The organism is Pseudomonas sp. NPDC087598 (genome assembly GCF_044743525.1).
In the GTDB taxonomy this organism is placed as follows: Bacteria; Pseudomonadota; Gammaproteobacteria; order Pseudomonadales; family Pseudomonadaceae; genus Aquipseudomonas.
In genome coordinates, this window is sequence record NZ_JBIUWQ010000020.1 from 1317 (window position 1) to 3038 (window position 1722).

Sequence of the window (1722 nt, forward strand, 5' to 3'; positions counted from 1 at the left end):
TCACCAAGTCGAACGCGACCATGCTGCGGCCATGGCCGAGGTGGCAGTAGTCGTACACGGTCATCCCGCAGACGTACATGCGCACCTTGTTGCCATCCAGCGGCTTGAAGACTTCTTTGCTCTTGGTGAGCGTGTTGTAGATCGTTAGCACTTTAATTCCCTTGACGCTGAATCACTGGCCCCACGAATCACGCAGGGTCACGGTACGGTTGAATACCGGCTGACCTGGTTTCGAATCCTTGATGTCGGCGACGAAGTAGCCTTCGCGCTCGAACTGGAAACGGTCTTCCGGCTGTGCATTGCCAAGCGATGGCTCAGCACGACAACCGGTCAGCACTTGCAGTGAGTCAGGGTTGATGTTGTCGAGGAAACTCGCGCTGTCTTCAGCCTTCTCAGGGTTGGCCGAACGGAACAGACGATCGTACAGACGCACTTCGCACTCGACGCTGGCGGCAGCCGGCACCCAGTGGATCACGCCTTTGACCTTGCGGCCTTCCGGGTTCTTGCCGAGGGTTTCCGGGTCGTACGAGCAACGCAGTTCGACGATGTTGCCGTCGGCGTCCTTGATCGCTTCGTCGGCACGGATCACGTAGCTGCCGCGCAGACGCACTTCGCCGTTCGGCTCCAGACGCTTGTAGCCTTTTGGCGGCTCTTCCATGAAGTCATCGCGGTCGATGTAGATTTCACGGGCGAACGGCAGCTTGCGCACGCCGAGTTCTTCTTTCTGCGGATGACGCGGCAGTTCGAGGTTCTCGACCTGGTCTTCCGGGTAGTTGGTGATCACGACTTTCAACGGACGCAACACGCACATGGCGCGTGGGGCGTTCGCGTCCAGGTCCTGACGGATGCTGAATTCGAGCATGCCAAAGTCAACCACGCCGTCGGAACGGTTGGTGCCGATCATGTCGCAGAAGTTGCGGATCGACGCTGGCGTGTAGCCACGACGACGGAAACCCGACAGCGTGGACATGCGCGGATCGTCCCAGCCATGCACATGCTTCTCGTCCACCAGTTGCTTGAGCTTGCGCTTGCTGGTGATGGTGTAGTTGAGGTTCAGACGGCTGAACTCGTACTGACGCGGGTGCGCCGGCACTGGCAGGGCGTCGAGGAACCACTCGTACAGCGGACGATGGCTTTCGAACTCGAGGGTGCAGATCGAGTGAGTGATGCCTTCGATGGCGTCCGACTGACCGTGGGTGAAGTCGTAGTTCGGGTAGATGCACCACTTGTCGCCCGTCTGGTGGTGATGCGCGTGGCGAATGCGGTACATGATCGGGTCGCGCAGGTTCATGTTCGGCGAGGCCATGTCGATCTTCGCGCGCAGCACGCGGGCGCCGTCCGGGAACTCACCGGCGCGCATGCGGGCGAACCAGTCGAGGTTCTCTTCCACCGAACGGTCGCGGAACGGGCTGTTCTTGCCCGGCTCGGTGAGGCTGCCACGGTATTCCTTGGCCTGTTCAGGCGTCAGGTCGTCGACGTAGGCCTTGCCGGCCTTGATCAGCTCGACGGCCCAGTCGTGCAACTGGTCGAAATACTGCGAGGCGTAGCGCACTTCGCCGGACCATTCGAAGCCCAGCCATTTGACGTCGCTTTCGATCGCGTCGATGTATTCCTGATCTTCCTTGGCCGGGTTGGTGTCGTCGAAACGCAGGTGCGTGAATGAGCGGAAGTCCTGTGGCAGGAAGTAGTTAAAGCATATGTAATTGGGGTTGCCGTTTTTTT

General features: G+C 59.7%; 1 protein-coding gene and 1 pseudogene. Both read right to left on the minus strand.

Annotation, left to right across the window (positions count from 1 at the left end; genetic code table 11):
• Window positions 1-151 (minus strand): annotated as a pseudogene (locus tag ACIOWE_RS13250) (cysteine--tRNA ligase); the annotation flags it as partial.
• 21 nt (window positions 152-172) lie between these two features.
• Window positions 173-1722, minus strand: a 1550-nt coding sequence (locus ACIOWE_RS13255; RefSeq protein WP_401391872.1) for a glutamine--tRNA ligase/YqeY domain fusion protein, incomplete at its 5' end; no start/stop codon positions are given.